The following is a 14,930-nucleotide window of genomic DNA, read 5'->3' as shown; positions in this document are numbered from 1 at the left end:
CCCGCCTCAGCGTTCTTCGGACTCACGGCCCGTCACTGCCTGGGCGTTCTACGTCATCTGCATGGGCGAGTCGGCGCCGCCGTATGCGGAGCTGCGGCAACTGCTCGGCGCCCTCGTGCTCGCCGTGGGCATCACCCGCAGTGCAGCAAGCAACTGGCCCGCTCTCACTTCCATAAGGGCGGCCCCGAGCGACCACCCCTCCCGGCCCGAGCCGAGTCGCAGCGAGGCGGCTTCCGGAAACTGTGTTATCTGGAAGTCCACGGACTCCGGGCTCTGACATAACGAGCGGACACGGCTGTACTCATCGGATGGCGCTCGGCCGGGTTGCCGTGATACATCGCTTCGTGGTCAACGTCCTGTCCACTGTGGAGCTCGTTTCTCGACGAACGCGCGAGGTCCTTCTGTGAAGTCCTCGGTCGTTCTGATCCAACTCATGCTCTCGGTGGCGAGAGATCGCGCGGCTACCTCATCGAGGGTCATTCCCTGGAGTAGGACGCGTCGGCTCTCCCGGACCGCCAGTGGCGCGTTGGCGCAGATGCGGTCCGCCAGCGCCAGCGCCTCGTCGACCAGCCTGTCCTCCTCGGCGACGACGTTGACCAGGCCGTGGGTGTACGCCCGTTCCGCGCTGACCGGGTCTCCGGTGAGGGCCATCTCCATCGCCAGGTTCCGTGGCAGGGCTCGTGGGGCGTGGTAGAGCCCGCCCGCTGCGGCCACGAGGGACCGCTTGACTTCGGGGAGACCAAAGCTCGCTCGCGGTACGGCGACGACGAGGTCGGCGGCCAGGACGATCTCGCAGCCTCCGGCGACGGCGGGCCCGTTGACGGCTGCGATCAGCGGTTTGGTGCGCACTCGGTCGGCGATGCCGGCGAATCCGCCCCGCTCGGTCCCGGCGGGCCCGCCGCCTCCATTGGCCATCCGCTTCAGGTCCGCGCCCGCACAGAACACGGGCCCGGTGCCGGTGATCACCCCGGCCCAGATGGCGTCGTCGGCCTCGATCTGATCCCAGTACTCCTCGATCCGGGTCGCCATCTCTGGGGTGATGGCGCCGCGGGCGGTAGGACGGTCGATGGTGATGACTGCCGTGCGGTCGTGGGGGACCGCGTACGTCACGTCTGACACGTTGGGCTCGACTCTCTTCGCGGATCTTGCGAACTCAGGCTTTGGCGTTGACGAAGGTCGCCCGCAGCGCCTTCTTGTCGACCTTCCCGACGGCGGTGGTGGGCAGCGCGTCGAGGATCAGGAGGTGGTCCGGCACCCAGAACCTCGCCACCCGGTCACTAAGGTGGCGCAGCACCTCGTCGGGGTCGAGCGGCATCCCCTCGTACGGGACAACGCAGGCGACTGGACGTTCACCCCACTCCTCCGACGGGACGCCGAAGACGGCCGCGGAAGCGACGGCGGGGTGAGCCAGGAGGGCGTGCTCGAGATCGATGGACGATATCCACTCGCCGCCTGACTTGATCACGTCTTTGGTCCGGTCGACCAGTTTCAGACAGCCGTCCGCGTCGACCACGGCCATGTCCCCGGTCCGGAGCCAGCCGTCGACGGTGAACGCGTCCGCCGAACGTGCGTCGTCGTGGTACGACGAGATGACGGACGGCCCGTGACACTGCAGTTCGCCGATCGTCTCCCCGTCGCGGGGGACGACGGTGAGCGTCTCCGGGTCCACCACTCGCATGTCGATGCCGAGGACCGGGAAGCCCTGCGACGCTCGCACCGCGGCTGCCCGGGCTTCGATCTCCGGCCCGTCAGTGCCAGATCGCTCTCGGGCGAGGGCGGCGAAGGCCCCGGTTTCGGTCATGCCCCAGACCTGCAGTAGTGGCCGCCCGGTCACCTCGCGCGCCAGGTCCATGAGGCGGGCTGACGCCGCGGAGCCACCGGAGCAGAGCTCCCGGACCGCCGAGGTGTCCTTGCCTGCCAGTTCGGGGAGCACCCGGGTCCACACCGTCGGTACTGCCGCCGACACCGACACGTGTTCGGACGCGATTAGTTCGGCGATGCCCGGGCCCGACATGTCCCGCCCGGGCAGGACGAGCGTGGCGCCCGCGGCGACCGCGGCCTGCGGGAGCCCCCATCCATTCGCGTGCGCCATCGGTACCAGCGGTAACACGACGTCCCTCTCGGAGACTCCGAGATTGTCGGTCTGGAGCAGGGACATCGTGTGCAGATAGAGGGCGCGATGGGAGTAGACGACCGCCTTCGGCAGGCCGGTCGTGCCGCCGGAGTAGCAGATGGAGGCGGCCAGGAGCTCGTCGTCGACGGACAGCTCGACCGGGGACGCGGCTGAGAGCACTGTCTCGTAGTCGAACCGTCCGGCGTGTACTGGGAACTCGTCGTCCGGTTCGGGAACGACCACGACCTGCACGCGTTCGCGGCCCTCCCCGAGGACCGCCTCGAGACTGTCGAGCAGCGATCTCTGGACGACGATGATCTCGTCCTCCGCGTGCCTGACGGTGTAGCCCACGTGGTCGGTGGGCAGGCGGGCATTGATCGAGTGGAAGACCCGCCCGGTCCCGACGGTCGCGAAGTACGTCTCGAGCTGGATGGGACTGTTCCAGCCGTAGTAGCCGACGGTCGCCCCGGCTCTGACCCCGAGCTCGTCGAGAGCGCCTGCGAGGCACCCCACGCGCGCCGCCCATTCCCCATACGTCACCCGCTGGGTGCCCGACGGCGTCGCGGCGACGATCTGTCGTTCGGGGAAGTAGGCAGCACACCGGTGGAGGAAGTGGGGAACCGTCAACGGAGTGTCGCGCATCGTGCTTTCCATCGGTGAGCGCTCCTGTGTCGAGACTGGCGCGGCGGCTCGGATCGCATTCCGCCGGCGAGACCGGTGATATCAGCCTGCCGTCTCAAGAAGCACCGCGTCGGTCTGCCCGAACCCGCCGCAGATGGCGGCCACGGCGTAGCGGCCGCCCCGCTTGCGGAGGTGTCGAGCCGCAGTGAGGACGAGACGGGCGCCGCTCGCGCCGGTCGGATGACCGATCGCGACCGCACCACCGGCGATGTTCGTCCTCGCCCGCAGCTTGGCCTCGAGCCCGTCGTCGCCGTCGGCCAGTGTCTTGACGCTTACGAGCGCGGTCGCGGCGTAGGCCTCGTTGATCTCGATGACCGAGACGTCGTCGAGCGAGACGCCGTAACGGTCCAGGAGCTCCCTGATAGCCAGACCCGGGAGATAGACCGACGACGTCGGGCCCGCTGCCGTCTGGAAGTGGCCGCGGACCCGGGCGAGGGGGATCGAACCGTTCTCCCGGACGGCGGGTGTGCCGGCCAGGACCAGCGCGACGGCTCCGTCGTTGAGGCCGGGTGCGTTGCCCGCGGTGACCGTCGGGCTGCCGTACACCGGGGTGAGGCGGGCGAGCTTCTCCAGCGTGCCGCCCCGGCGGGGTTGCTCGTCCGCGGCCACGACGCCGGTGGGCGTCTGCACCTCGACGATCTCCCCGTCGAAGAAGTCGGCCTCGAGTGCTTCGAAGTACTTGTCGTGGCTCGCCAAGGCCCAGTCATCCTGGGCTTCGCGGCCGACGCCACGCCTGACTGCCTCGATGCCAGCGGACTTCGCGATCGGCTCGCCGCCGGTCAGCGGCGAGCGCAGCATCAGGATGTCCTCGACCTCGAGGTCACCGCGCTTGGATGCGCGGCTGCCGTGGAGCATCCGGGGCGTCCGGCTCATGCTCTCGACGCCGGCGGCGAGCACCGACCGCGCGCCGGTCGCGATCGCCCGGGCGCCGAGCCCGACGGTGGTCATGCCCGAACAGCACGCCCGGTCGAGTGTCAACGTCGGCAGCTCCTGCGGGAGACCGGCCGCGACGGCGTACTGCCGGGCCGGAACCATGAGGCCACCCTCCAGCATCGCCATGCCGACGTTGAGTTCGTCGAGCGCCTCGACCGGCCACGACGACTTCGTCAGGAGCGCCTGGAGTGCGCGCGCCGCCAGGTCCACCACGGGGATCTCCGAGAGCCCGCCGCCGAAGCGGCCGAACGGCGTGCGTACGCCGTCGACGAGCCATACCGCGTTGTCATCCATCATCGTGCTCCGTCCTTCAGGATCAGAGAGGGATCCGCGTCGTCGTGATGTGGCGTCACGGCGGTTCGGGCGGTCACGGGGCGACCACCTCGTCGGCGCGGCGGAGGTCAGGATCGGCAGTGGGGCCGCCGAGGCTGCGGAAGCGCGTCTCGGGCAGGAGGAAGAACAGCGCGACGCTGCAGATCGCGGCCACGACGGCGATGTACGTCGCGGGGAGCCCGGCGAAGCCGCCCGACGCGGCGAGCGCGGCCGCAATGAGCGGGCCGGGGCCGGCGATGAGCGCAGCGCTGAGGTTGTAGCCGAGCGCGCTGCCGGTCATCCGGGTCCGGGCGGGGAAGAGCTCGATCAACATCACCGTCGTCGTGCTGATGTGCATCGCCTGGAAGACCCCGAACAGGACGATGCCGAGGATCGCCAGGACAGGTCGCCCCGTCGCCATGAGGAGGAAGGCCGGAATGGCGAAGACGGCCAACCCTGCTCCACCCGCCAGGGACACCGGGCGCCGTCCGAGGCGGTCCGAGAGCGCACCCGCAAGAACGCACATGCCGGCGTAGAGCAGGGCGCCGACCGCGACCACCCACAAGGCCCTTCCGCGCGCCATCCCGGCGGTGGTCGTGAGGAAGGTGACGACGTAGGTCGCGATATAGTAAAAGCCGAGGACGGTGATCGCGGACAGGGCGAAGGAGATGGCGACGCTGCGCTTCTCCGCCCGCAGGACGGAGCGGATCGGCGCCTCCGCCACGTCGTCACGGGCCCTGAGCTCGTGGAAGACCGCGGTCTCCTCCAGCTTGATGCGGATGTAGAGACCGACCAGGGTCAGCGGGAACGCCGCGAGGAACGGGATGCGCCAGCCCCATCCGACGACCTGGTCCGCGGTCAGCAGGTTCTGCATCAGCAGTGCCGCCCCCGCTCCGCCGGCGACCCCCATCGCGCCGGTCAGGGGGACGACGCTGGCGACGAGGCCGCGTCGACCCGCCGGGGCGTTCTCCACCAGGAATGCAGTGGAGCCGGTCCACTCCCCACCCGCCGAGAACCCCTGCAGGCAGCGCAGCAGGACGAGCAGCGTCGGCGCGGCGAGGCCGATCGCGGCGTAGGGAGGCAGCACGGCGATCAACGCGGTCGCCACTCCCATCAGCCCGACGGACAGCATCAGGGCGAAACGGCGGCCCCGGCGGTCTCCGATCGCCCCGATGACGAGTCCACCGACGGGGCGCATCAGGAATGCGACTCCGTAGACGGCCAAGGCGGACAACAAGGAGGCCGTGCTGCTCGTACTCGGGAAGAAGTTGGCTCCGATGGCGGCCGCGAAGAAGCCGTAGATCGCGAAGTCGAACCATTCCATGAAGTTTCCGACGCCGCCGGCGACAAGCCGTCGCCGGTGCTCGGAACTGTCGACAGCCCGGACGTCGGGCACGGTGCGCGACATGTGAATCACCACTTCTCTGGGATGGCCGAGGACGCTGGCTGCGGCGCTTCCGCTGCCGGGTAGGCCAGGGCGGGAAACCCGAACTAGAACGTGAGCTCATGTTCTACTACCGGCGACGAGCGGCGTCAACGACTTCGCGGCGGGCTAGGATCGGTCGCCTGAGACACGAGGTCGGTCCTGATTTCGGGGAGGTGGGCGAATGTCGACGACCGAGGCGACGCCCACGGAGCCCTCTGCGCAGGTCGCGGTGCCGACCGCCCGCGGGAGGCGGACCCGGGCGAAGATCGTCGAGGCCGGACGCCGAGTGCTCGCCGAGCGGGGCTACTTCCAGTCCACCGTCGCGGACCTCACCGCGGAGTCCGGGGTAGCGCTGGGCACGCTCTACCGCTATTTCCCGAACAAGGAGGCGGTCTTCGGGGAGATTCTCGAGGCCGTGATGGAGGAGCTGCGGGAGTCCGTCTCGGGTAGCTGGACCAAGGGCGAGGAGCTGGCGTCGCTGCGCGAGTCTTCGCGTCGCTACCTGGAGGCCTACTACCGCAACCGGCAGCTGATCGCCGGGCTCATCGACATGGCGGCGGCCAAGCCCGAGGTCGACCGTCGGTGGTGGGAGCTTCGCAACAAGACGTTCGAGCGCAAGGAACGGTACCTGGACCGGGCGCTACCCAATGGGGACCTCGATCCGGCCCTCGCCGCCGTCGCGCTCGCGTCGATGATCGAACAGTTCGCCTTCCACTCGTTCATTCAGGCAGGCCGGTACGGGCGTCCGCTCCCGGACGTCGACGACGCGGCGGACACTCTGAGCACAATCTGGTATCGGGCGATCTACGCGCAGAGGTGAGGGTCGAGGCCGGCTGCTCGGACTGCTGAGACGTTCGGTGGGGCCGGGCGTGAGCATCGGCCGCTACACCGCGACGTGCTGCTTGCCGTCAGGGTAGTGCGGCGTGTCGCGTCATTGCCCCCGGGCAGGCGCCCATCCGCAGGCGCCCATCCGCAGGCGCCCATCCGCAGGCGCCCATCCGCTCCTCAGCGGGAGGGTCGGGAGCTCGGCCGCAGGACCTCTACTTGTCGACGACGAACTGCACGCTCTGGAACGATTCGACACCGTCGCGAGGCACGGCGCGGTGCGCCGGGTGCTCCAGGTAGGCGCGGAAGTCGTCCACGTCGGCGAACTCGGAGACGAGGGCGAAGTGCGCGTTGGTGGCGCGCTCGCCGAGGTCGGACCCCTGACGGGTCGCGACGATGGTGTCGATCTGGTCGGGCAGTGCCGCGAGCGCGCTGCGGAACGCGTCGATCTGCGCCGGACTCGCCGAGTCGGCGAACCGGACGGTCAGGCAGTGCATGAGCATCGCCAGATGGTGCGCGCGCGGGTCGACGCATGTCAACAGACACTCACGTCGCCGCCACGTAGGCCGCCTCGTCACCCGTCGCTCACATGCGCGTCGTCCGACGATCCTGTCGTTGCATCGGCGCGAGCAGTCGACGACAGCCAAGGCGTTGATCAGGAAGGAGACGCGATCTAGGGGTTGTCGCAGTGAGCGTCCGTTGACAAGCGATGTCCCGCGACCCTAACTTCTGGGTCGCGGCGTAGCAGTCGCCACTCACTCCCCGGGAGAGGCTCGATCATGAAGCTGGCTTGCTCGTTCGCGACGTCGCTGGAGACTCCGCAGCACGTGCAGATCGCCGAGAAGCTCGGGTACGAGCGCGCGTTCTGCTACGACTCGCCGGCGCTGTATCCCGACGTCTGGGTGCAGCTGTGTCGCGCCGCGGACCTCACCGAGCGGATCGTGCTCGGCCCCGGCGTGCTGATCCCGTCGCTGCGCCACCCGATGGTGACGGCCTCGGCGATCACCACGCTCGTGTGCGCCGCGGGCGAGGACCGGGTGATGGTCGGGATCGGCAGCGGCTTCACCGGGCAGCTCGCGATGGGGCAGCGCCCGGTGCCGTGGGCGCGTGTCCGTCGCTACGCGCTCACCGTCCAGGCACTCCTGCGCGGGGAGCAGGTCGAGTGGGACGGCGCGATGATGCAGATGATCCATCCCGACGACCGCTTCGGCCCGGCCCGGCCGGTCACGGTGCCGTGGGCCGTGGCGGGGGAGGGACCCAAGGGACTACAGGTCGCGCGCGACCTGGATGCCGAGCTCTTCCGGATCTCGGCGCCGGAGCCGGGCTACGGCCGGCAGACGATGATGGTCCCCGGCACCGTCCTCGACGAGGACGAGACCGCAGGCTCTGACCGGGCGATCGCGGCCGCCGGACACGCGGTCGGGCTGTTCCTGCACTGGGCCGTCGAGCACGGCGTGATCGACGAGATCCTCCCCGAGGGCGGCCGGGCGTGGGCGGCGGCCTACGACCACATCTCCGAGAACGTGCGACACATCGCCCTGCACGACCGGCACGTCGTCGCGGTCAACGACATCGACCGGCCGTTCGTCACCGGCGAGGTGATGGCCGCCGCAGGCGTCGCGCTCCGGGCCGACGAGTGGCGCGACAAGCTCGCCGCCTTCGAGGCCGCCGGCTGCACGACCGTGCACTACCAGCCCGCGGGACCCGACATCCCCCGCGAGCTCGAGGCCTTCGCCGAGGCGTTCGCCGGCTGAGCCGGCCGACCACCACACCCAGGACGGGACAACGCATGGACGACCTGACGTTCGTCGACTGGCAGCCGGACGGGGCGGTCGCCACCGTGTGGCTCGACCGGCCGCCGGTCAATGCCACCGACACGGCGCTGTACGAGGAGATCCGGGAGTTCTTCGGGCGGCTCCCGGAGTACCTGCCCGACGCCCGGGCGGTGGTGCTCGCGGGCCGGGGCCCGCACTTCTGCGCCGGCAACGACCTCGCCGAGTTCAGGACGTTGGACCCGGACAACGCCGTCCTCCGCCTCAAGACCGCCCGCGAGGCCTTCTGGGCGGTCTACGACGCGCCCGTACCGGTGATCGCCGCGGTGCACGGCGTGGCCGTCGGGTCCGGGCTCGCGATCGCGGCCTCCTGCGACGTCGTCGTCGCGGCCGAGGGCGCGCGGTTCGGCACCCCCGAGGTCAACGTCGGCGTGCTGGGGGGAGCCAAGCACCTCTCCCGGCTGGTCCCGCAGGGCGTCGTCCGGCTCATGCACTACACCGGCGAGCCTTGGACCGCGGAGAAGCTGATGCCGTTCGGTGGCATCGCCGAGGTCGTCCCGGCCGACCGGCTGCTGGACACGGCGCAGGGCCTGGCCCGGTCGATCGCCCGGCACAGCCCGGTGACCCTGCGGCTCGCGAAGCGCGGTCTGAACGCCATCGAGTACATGGACCTGAAGTCGGGTTACGAATTCGAGCAGGGCCTCACCCGCGAGCTGTCGGGCCACGAGGACTCCAAGGAAGCGGTCAACGCCTTCCTCGAGCGCCGCGATCCCGTCTACACGGGGCGGTGACCGGGGTGACCGCCGTTCTCGACGATCTCGACACCTACCGCGAGGAGGTGCGGAGCCGGCTAGCCGAGATGGACGTCCCCGACGTGCCGCTCGAGCTCGACGCCCGCTTCGCCGTCCTGCGCCGATGGCAGCAGGTCCTCTTCGACGCCGGGTGGCTGGGCATCGCGTGGTCGCGGGAGGCCGGAGGCCAGGGGCTCACGCCGATGCACCAGCTCGTCGTCGTCGAGGAGCTCGTCCGTGCGCGGGCTCCGCAACCGATCGGGCTGATCGGGCTCGACGTCGTCGGCCCGTCGATCGACCTGTACGGCACTGCCTGGCAGCGCCGCGAGTTGCTGCCCCGACTGCTCTCCGGTCAGGACATCTGGTGTCAGGGGTTCTCCGAGCCCGACGCCGGGTCGGACCTGGCCTCGCTGCAGACCCGCGCGGTCCGTGCCGGCGACGAGTTCGTCGTCTCCGGACAGAAGGTCTGGACGAGCTGGGCGCACGAGGCGCAGTGGTGCGCCCTGCTCGTGCGCACCGATCCCGAGGCCGCCAAGCACGCCGGCATCAGCTACCTCCTGGTCGACATGGCGAGCCCCGGTGTCACCGCCCGCCCCATCGAGCAGATGACCGGCGACCGCGAGTTCTGCGAGGTCTTCTTCGACGAGGTCCGGGTGCCGCGCCGGAACCTCCTCGGCGAGGAGAACGCCGGGTGGTCGATCGCCATGCACACGCTCGGCACCGAACGGGCCGCCGCCACCCTGCGCCGGCGGGTCGAGTGCGAGGTGGCCCTCGAGGACGCCGTCGCCGAGCTCCGGCGCCACGGTGCCGACGACGACCGCACCCGTGCCGCGATCGGCCGCGCGCACATCGCGCTGCGGGTCCTCGGTGCGAGGACGCGCCGGACCGTCGCCCGCCTGGCGGCCGGGGCGGGGGCGTCGCCCGAGGACTCCGTCGACAAGCTCGTGCTCAACGACGCCGAGCAGACCCTCTTCGCCCAGCTCGCCGACCTGCTCGGACCCCTGCGGGCGACTCCCGGCGTCCGGCCGCGCGGGCTGCGCTCGGAGCGGTGGGTCCACGACCACCTGTTCTCCCGGGCCGCCTCGATCTACGGAGGGTCGGCCCAGATCCAGCGCAACATCATCGCCGAGCGCCTGCTGGGACTTCCCCGTGGCTGACCCCACCGACGACTACGCCTCCGCCGTCGACGAGTACCTCGCCCGCGCCTACGAGGGCGACCGCCGCCGGGCCGTCCTCGCCCGCGGCGGGTGGGACCCGACCTTCGCCGCCGAGCTCGCGGACCTCGGGTGGTACGCGCTCGCGGTCCCGGAGAGCCGGAACGGACTCGGCGAGCCGCTGTCGACACTCGGCCCGGTCTTCGCCCAGTACGGCCGGCACCTGGTCGCGGGACCGCTGCTGGAGTCGACGCTGCTCCCGGCCCTCCTCGAGACCGACCTGCTGATCCGCGCCGTCGGGACCGGCGCCCCGCCGGCCCTCGTCGACCCGGGCATCACCGACCACTGGACCAGCGACGTCGGGTCGGTGACGCTCGCCGACGGCCGGCTCCGCGGTGTGGTCCACGCCGTCCGGTTCGCACCTCAGGCCGAGGTTCTCGTGGTGGTGGCCGGGAGCGAGCACGGCCCGTCGATCCACGTCGTCGACCCCAGGGCTCCCGGCGTCACGGTCGAGGACCTCGCGAGCGCCGACCCGTCGGCGACGTTCGGCCGGGTCGTCCTCGACGACGTCGAGGCGGGGGAGAGCGCGGGCGACGACGTGGCCGTCACTCGCCTACGCAGCTGGGCGCGGCTCCTGCTCGCGTGTGAGCTCGGCGGCCTCGCCCAGCGCTGCGTCGAGCGCACGCTCGTTCACGTCCGGGAGCGCGAGCAGTTCGGCCGCCCGGTCGGGAGCTTCCAGGCCGTCAAGCACATCGCGGCGACCATGCACGTCCGCGCCGCCGGTCTGGCCGACCTCTGCACCGCGGCGCTCTCCGACGCCGACGGCGCGTCCGTGGACGACCTGGCGGTCACGGCGGCGACCGTGAAGGCGCACGCCGCGCACGTGGCGCCGCTGGTCTGCGAGGACGCCCTGCAGCTGCAGGGCGGCATGGGGTTCACCGCCGAGAACGAACTGAGCGCCTACTACCGCCACGCCCTGGCGCTGCGCGGCTGGTACGGCGACCCGACCGAGCTGGAGCTGCGGGTCGGCGCGGCCGTCCTCGGCACGCGACCCGCCCCGGAGAGGCAACCATGAGAGCAACGAGGCTCGACGCCGCGCTCGCCCGCCGGCACACCGAGGACGGGGCCTGGGCGGGGAACCTGGTCGACGGCTACCTGGCGGCCGCCGCGACAGCGACACCGGACGCCGTCGCGGTGGTCGACCGGGAACGGTCCTGGAGCTACGGCGACCTGGACGGGGCCGTCAACCGCCTCGCCTCGGCGTTGCGCGCCCGCGGCGTCGGCCCCGGGGAGGTCGTCTCCTGGATGCTCCCCAACCGGGTCGAGGCGCTGATCGTCCATCACGCCGCGATACGCCTCGGTACGGTGAGCAACCCGATCATCCCGATCTACCGCCACCACGAGACCCGGTTCATCCTGCGACAGGCCCGCTCGGCCGTGATGGTCGTCCCCGACGAGTTCCGCGGCTTCGACTATCCGCAGATGGTCGCCGACATCCGGGACGACCTCCCCGAGCTGCGGACGGTGGTCGTGGTCGGTGCCTCCGGACCTGCCGCCGACATGGCCTTCGAGGACCTTCTCGACGAGGGCCGCCCCGACCCGGTCCCCACCCCCGGCCGCGATGCCGACGACATCGTGCTGTTGCTCTACACCTCCGGGACGACGTCGTCTCCAAAGGGCGCGCTGCACAGCCACAACACCCTCGACCACGAGAACCGCAGCATCATCGAGCTCTACGGCCTGTCCGGGGCGGACGTCGTCTTCATGCCCTCCCCGGTCGGCCACATCATCGGCGTGCTCTACGGCATGCAACTGCCGGCCATGCTGGGCATCCCGGTCGTCCTGCTCGACGTCTGGGAACCCGGCCGGGCGCTGCAGCTCATCGCCGCCCACCGGTGCAGCTTCACGGTCGCGGCGACCCCGTTCCTCGCCGGACTCGTGCGGCACCCGTCCCTCGACGAGATCGACGTCAGCGCGTTGCGGGTGTTCGCCTGCGGTGGCGCCGACGTCCCGCCGGACCTCGTCCGCTCGGCGACGGACGCCCTCGGGTGCACCGTCAGCCGCGGGTACGGATCGACCGAGTACCCGACCGCCACGGGCAGCAACACGACCGACGACCTCGTCAAACGGTCCCGGACCGACGGTCGGCCCATCGGCCGAACCGAGATCCGGCTGGAGACGGACGGCGAGCTCCTGGTGCGGGGCCCGGAGATGTTCCTCGGCTACCTCGACCCCGCCCTGAACGACGACGCGTTCACCGCCGACGGCTGGTTCCGCACCGGCGACCTCGCCCGCACCGACGCCGACGGCTACGTCGAGATCACCGGCCGCAAGAAGGACATCATCATCCGCGGCGGCGAGAACATCAGCGCCAAGGAGATCGAGGACCAGCTCTTCGAGCACCCGGCCGTCGCCGACGTCGCGGTCGTCGCCACCCCGGACGCGGTCCTCGGCGAGCGCGTCTGCGCCGTCGTCGTCCCGACGCCGGGTCGGGCGGTCACGCTCGACGACCTCGTCGCCTGGCTGACCGCACGGCGGATCGCGCGCCAGAAGCTCCCCGAGCGCCTCGTCCTGCTCGACGACCTCCCGCGCAACGCGAGCGGCAAGGTCCAGAAGTTCCGGCTCCGCGACCTCGTCGCGTCGTCGCAGCCCGTCCCCTCGTAGATCGGAGTCGACGATGCCGTTCCACCCCCTCACCCCCTTCGCCTCGGGCCACCAGTTCCTGGAGGGCCTGCGCTGGCACGACGATGCCCTGTGGGCCAGCGACTTCTTCAGTCGCGAGGTCCTGCGGTTCGCGCCCGACGGCACGGCCACCACCGTCGCCCGGATCCCGGGAGCCCCGTCCGGGCTCGGGTTCCTCCCCGACGGCTCCGTCCTCGTCGTCTCGCAGGCCGACGCCACGGTGCTGCAGATCGCCGGCGACGGCTCGGTCGCCCCCTACGCCGACTTCTCCGGCATCGCGGGCGGCCCCGGCAACGACCTGCTCGTCACCCCGGACGGGCACGCCTACGCCGGGAACTTCGGCTTCGCCATCGGCGCCGAGGACCCGAAGTCGACCGCCCTCGCGCACATCGACCCCGAGCGCCGGGTGCAGCGCGTTGAGGGCGACGTCCTCTTCCCCAACGGCATGGCGGTGACCCCCGGGGCGGTCCTGCTGCTCGCCGAGACCTTCCTGCACCGGATCAGCGCCTTCGACGTCGCGGCGGACGGCAGCCTGTCCGGCCACCGGGTCTGGGCGCAGCTGGCCGACGCCTTCCACCCCGACGGCATCGCCCTCGACGCCGACGGCGGCGTGTGGTTCGGCAACGCGCTCACCACCGGGGAGGACAGCGGGTTCTACCGGGTCGTCGAGGGCGGCGAGATCACCGACGTCGTCCCGGTGACCGGCGCGCAGGCGGTGGCGTGCACGTTCGGCGGACAGGACCTCGACACGCTCTACATGGCCTGCAACCGGACCACCCTCGAGGAGTTCGTCCAGGGCCGCTCCGCGGCGACGGTCGCCGTCGCCGACGTGGGGCGACGAGGTGTCGCCGCGCCGATGGCCGTCACCCCGCGCTGAACAGGCACGACGTCCGGCCAGGGGTCGCCGGCTCGCTAGCATGGCGGGCCGGCGACGAGGAGGCTGCGAGCATGGCGGAGCGCGCGCCCGCAGCGGCGTCCTCGCGCGCCCGCCCCCGCGACCGTCGGGTCCAGATCGCCGAGCGGGCTGGCGAGCTGTTCAGCGCCCACGGCTTCCACTCCGTCCGCATGGACGACATCGCCAAGGCCAGCGGGATCACCGCCCGGGCGCTCTACCGGCACTACGACAACAAGCAGGCCCTGCTCTCGCACGTGGTCATCGAGGACCAGGAGCGGGTCGTCACTACCCTGACCGCGCTCGCCGCGCAGCCTCTGCAGGACCGCGACGTCGACGCCCTGCTCGGAACCCTCGTGGCCTCCGCGCTCGAGAGTCGCCGGCTCTCCGTCCTCTGGCAGCGCGAGGCCCGACACCTGACCGCCGACGACTACGAGCGCGTCCGCGCCCGTACGCGCTGGATCGCCCAGCAGGTCGAGGAGCTGGTGGCCACGGCCGAGGGTCTGCCCGACGGCGCGGCAGAACTCCGGAGCTGGGTGGTCGTCAGCATCATCTCGGGCCACGGCTTCTACGACACGACCCTGTCCCGACGACGCCTCGCCCAGGAACTCGTCGCCGCGTGCGAACGCGTCCTCGGCGCTTCGGCGACCTCGCCCACCGGCGAGCCGATCCCCGCCGCGGCCGACCGGAGCGCCTCCGCCCGTCGCGAGCAGCTGATCCACGCGGCGGCCCGTTCGTTCCGGACCCGGGGCTTCGGCGGCGTGAGCATCGACGACATCGGCCGCGAGGTCGGGGTCGTCGGACCCGCGCTGTACCGCTACTTCGACACCAAGGCCGACCTCCTGGTCGCCGCCGTCGCCCGCCTCCACGAGTGGCAGGCGCTGGAAGCGAGGCGTGCCCTGCGGGAGCCGGGCCCGGACGAGGCCGTGATCGCCGAGCTCGTCCGGAGCTACGTGCGTCTTGCCCTCGAGGCGACCGACCTCGTGGCGGTGGCACTGACCGAGTGGCTGTACCTGCCCACCGCAGTCCTCGAGCACTTCGACCGGGTCCGTGCCGACCTGTTCGGCGAGTGGCACCGCTGGCTCGCCGTCGCCCGCCCCGACCTCCCCGACGCCCAGGTGCCGGTGCTCGTCAACATCGCCCGCACGATCATCGACGACTGCGTGCGCATCCCGAACCTCCGCAGACAGCCCACGTTCTCCGCGGACCTGGCCACTGCCGCGCTCGCGGCGCTCGGGGTCCATGACGGTCGCACGGGGTCCTGACCGGACTAGGCCAATGTTGTCGGCTGACGACCGCTCGATCGCGACGACGACACGTAAAGCGGGGCACGGACTCTCAAGTATGGT

13 protein-coding genes are annotated in these 14,930 nt (G+C 71.2%); 8 read left to right on the top strand and 5 right to left on the bottom strand.

Annotated features, from left to right (window positions below; translation table 11 throughout):
* Positions 1 to 348: 348 nt before the first annotated feature.
* The 4 genes from ACFPBZ_RS21780 to ACFPBZ_RS21765 form a co-directional block, all read right to left on the bottom strand.
* Positions 349 to 1,110 (bottom strand): enoyl-CoA hydratase-related protein, encoded by a 762-nt coding sequence (locus ACFPBZ_RS21780; RefSeq protein ID WP_378038212.1) that lies wholly within the window; start codon positions 1,108 to 1,110, stop codon positions 349 to 351.
* Between the two features lie 43 nt (positions 1,111 to 1,153).
* The gene (locus ACFPBZ_RS21775) at positions 1,154 to 2,767 is read right to left on the bottom strand and encodes a long-chain-fatty-acid--CoA ligase (protein ID WP_378038211.1); all 1,614 of its coding nucleotides are present in this window, start codon (positions 2,765 to 2,767) and stop codon (positions 1,154 to 1,156) included.
* 69 nt (positions 2,768 to 2,836) lie between these two features.
* Positions 2,837 to 4,024 carry a thiolase family protein gene (locus ACFPBZ_RS21770; RefSeq protein WP_378038210.1) on the bottom strand — a complete coding sequence of 396 codons (1,188 nt, stop codon included), beginning with the start codon at positions 4,022 to 4,024 and terminating at the stop codon, positions 2,837 to 2,839.
* Positions 4,025 to 4,094: 70 nt separating this feature from the next.
* Positions 4,095 to 5,447, bottom strand: coding sequence for an MFS transporter (locus tag ACFPBZ_RS21765; RefSeq protein ID WP_378038209.1), 1,353 nt, complete (start codon positions 5,445 to 5,447; stop codon positions 4,095 to 4,097).
* 199 nt (positions 5,448 to 5,646) lie between these two features.
* Here ACFPBZ_RS21765 and ACFPBZ_RS21760 point away from each other — a divergent pair, with 199 nt between their 5' ends.
* Complete coding sequence (locus ACFPBZ_RS21760) at positions 5,647 to 6,285, top strand: TetR/AcrR family transcriptional regulator (RefSeq protein WP_378038208.1); 639 nt, start codon at positions 5,647 to 5,649, stop codon at positions 6,283 to 6,285.
* 220 nt (positions 6,286 to 6,505) lie between these two features.
* Here the strand turns inward: ACFPBZ_RS21760 and ACFPBZ_RS21755 are convergent, their stop codons facing one another.
* Complete coding sequence (locus ACFPBZ_RS21755) at positions 6,506 to 6,793, bottom strand: Dabb family protein (protein WP_378038207.1); 288 nt, start codon at positions 6,791 to 6,793, stop codon at positions 6,506 to 6,508.
* Positions 6,794 to 7,069: 276 nt separating this feature from the next.
* Between ACFPBZ_RS21755 and ACFPBZ_RS21750 the strand changes: the two genes are divergently transcribed.
* From ACFPBZ_RS21750 to ACFPBZ_RS21720, 7 genes are all read left to right on the top strand, one after another.
* Positions 7,070 to 8,044 carry an LLM class flavin-dependent oxidoreductase gene (locus ACFPBZ_RS21750; RefSeq protein WP_378038206.1) on the top strand — a complete coding sequence of 325 codons (975 nt, stop codon included), beginning with the start codon at positions 7,070 to 7,072 and terminating at the stop codon, positions 8,042 to 8,044.
* A 35-nt stretch (positions 8,045 to 8,079) separates the two neighbouring features.
* Positions 8,080 to 8,853, top strand: a complete 774-nt coding sequence (locus ACFPBZ_RS21745) for an enoyl-CoA hydratase-related protein (protein ID WP_378038205.1) — start codon at positions 8,080 to 8,082, stop codon at positions 8,851 to 8,853.
* Between the two features lie 5 nt (positions 8,854 to 8,858).
* Entirely contained in the window at positions 8,859 to 10,010 is a 1,152-nt protein-coding gene (locus ACFPBZ_RS21740; protein ID WP_378038204.1) for an acyl-CoA dehydrogenase family protein, read from the top strand.
* Positions 10,003 to 11,082, top strand: coding sequence for an acyl-CoA dehydrogenase family protein (locus ACFPBZ_RS21735; RefSeq protein WP_378038203.1), 1,080 nt, complete (start codon positions 10,003 to 10,005; stop codon positions 11,080 to 11,082). Before ACFPBZ_RS21740 ends, ACFPBZ_RS21735 begins: the two co-directional genes overlap by 8 nt.
* A complete protein-coding gene (locus ACFPBZ_RS21730; protein ID WP_378038202.1) occupies positions 11,079 to 12,671 on the top strand; it encodes an AMP-binding protein in 1,593 nt (530 codons plus the stop codon). Before ACFPBZ_RS21735 ends, ACFPBZ_RS21730 begins: the two co-directional genes overlap by 4 nt.
* 13 nt (positions 12,672 to 12,684) lie before the next feature.
* On the top strand, positions 12,685 to 13,566 hold the full coding sequence (locus ACFPBZ_RS21725) for an SMP-30/gluconolactonase/LRE family protein (protein WP_378038201.1): 882 nt from the start codon (positions 12,685 to 12,687) through the stop codon (positions 13,564 to 13,566).
* A gap of 71 nt (positions 13,567 to 13,637) precedes the next feature.
* Positions 13,638 to 14,846 (top strand): TetR/AcrR family transcriptional regulator, encoded by a 1,209-nt coding sequence (locus ACFPBZ_RS21720; RefSeq protein ID WP_378038200.1) that lies wholly within the window; start codon positions 13,638 to 13,640, stop codon positions 14,844 to 14,846.
* Positions 14,847 to 14,930: the final 84 nt, after the last annotated feature.

This window comes from Actinomycetospora atypica (assembly GCF_042653685.1).
In the GTDB taxonomy this organism is placed as follows: Bacteria; Actinomycetota; Actinomycetes; order Mycobacteriales; family Pseudonocardiaceae; genus Actinomycetospora; species Actinomycetospora atypica.
Note: the sequence above shows the minus strand (reverse complement) of the source record. Positions and strands in the feature narration are given on the sequence as shown.

Coding starts and splice junctions, on each gene's coding strand:
- ACFPBZ_RS21775 (WP_378038211.1), bottom strand. CDS start 2,767: ATGGAAAGCACGATGCGCGACACTCCGTTGACGGTTCCCCACTTCCTC.
- ACFPBZ_RS21765 (WP_378038209.1), bottom strand. CDS start 5,447: ATGTCGCGCACCGTGCCCGACGTCCGGGCTGTCGACAGTTCCGAGCAC.
- ACFPBZ_RS21750 (WP_378038206.1), top strand. CDS start 7,070: ATGAAGCTGGCTTGCTCGTTCGCGACGTCGCTGGAGACTCCGCAGCAC.
- ACFPBZ_RS21760 (WP_378038208.1), top strand. CDS start 5,647: ATGTCGACGACCGAGGCGACGCCCACGGAGCCCTCTGCGCAGGTCGCG.
- ACFPBZ_RS21730 (WP_378038202.1), top strand. CDS start 11,079: ATGAGAGCAACGAGGCTCGACGCCGCGCTCGCCCGCCGGCACACCGAG.
- ACFPBZ_RS21725 (WP_378038201.1), top strand. CDS start 12,685: ATGCCGTTCCACCCCCTCACCCCCTTCGCCTCGGGCCACCAGTTCCTG.
- ACFPBZ_RS21770 (WP_378038210.1), bottom strand. CDS start 4,024: ATGATGGATGACAACGCGGTATGGCTCGTCGACGGCGTACGCACGCCG.
- ACFPBZ_RS21755 (WP_378038207.1), bottom strand. CDS start 6,793: ATGCTCATGCACTGCCTGACCGTCCGGTTCGCCGACTCGGCGAGTCCG.
- ACFPBZ_RS21720 (WP_378038200.1), top strand. CDS start 13,638: ATGGCGGAGCGCGCGCCCGCAGCGGCGTCCTCGCGCGCCCGCCCCCGC.
- ACFPBZ_RS21745 (WP_378038205.1), top strand. CDS start 8,080: ATGGACGACCTGACGTTCGTCGACTGGCAGCCGGACGGGGCGGTCGCC.